Origin of the sequence: Winogradskyella sp. 4-2091 (genome assembly GCF_045765065.1) — a bacterium.
In the GTDB taxonomy this organism is placed as follows: Bacteria; Bacteroidota; Bacteroidia; order Flavobacteriales; family Flavobacteriaceae; genus Winogradskyella.
In genome coordinates this window covers 1-633 of the sequence record NZ_JBJKOD010000050.1, presented here as the reverse complement: position 1 = coordinate 633, position 633 = coordinate 1, and the positions used below count along the sequence as shown (strand labels likewise).

Sequence of the window (633 nt, the reverse complement as noted above, 5' to 3'; positions counted from 1 at the left end):
GCTGTGGAAGTCGGGAACTATATTGATGTTGTAGATACCGCACGTTGTACTTTAGATCCTGAATTTGATCTCTTTGATTTATTATCTGGTGATTTTGAAACAGATGGTGTTTGGAGTATTATTGCTGGTGATGCCACTCTTAATGGTAGCTATTTTGACCCAGGATTACATCAGGTTGGTAATTATACCTTCGGATATGCTATTCCTAATGGTCCTTGCCAAACCGAAGTAGAAGTAAATATTGCTATTGATGATGATTGTGTGGTTTTACTTTGTGGTGAAGATGATGTAGTGATATCTAAAACTGTGACGGCTAATGGAGATGGATTTAATGACTTTTTTACCATTACAGGAATTGAGGTTTGTGATTTTGAAATCGAAGTACAAATATTTAATCGTTGGGGTGCGGAGATTTATAAATCTAATAATTACAACAATGATTGGAGTGGATTGTCTCATAATTCATCTGTAGGAAATTCAGGTAATGTCCCAACAGGTACATACTATTATATTGTGCATTTAAAAGATAGTGGCTTAGCCCCTTTTACTGGTCCTATCTATATAGCAACAAATTAAAACTTAACCAATGAAGTTATCTAAATACATCTGTATTGCTGTACTCTTTTTTAGTGG

1 protein-coding gene is annotated in these 633 nt (G+C 34.8%); it reads left to right on the top strand.

What is annotated here, in order from left to right; all coding sequences use genetic code 11:
• A partial coding sequence (locus ACJBCC_RS17260; RefSeq protein ID WP_407557930.1) for a gliding motility-associated C-terminal domain-containing protein occupies positions 1–576 on the top strand: 576 nt, incomplete at its 5' end.
• Positions 577–633: the final 57 nt, after the last annotated feature.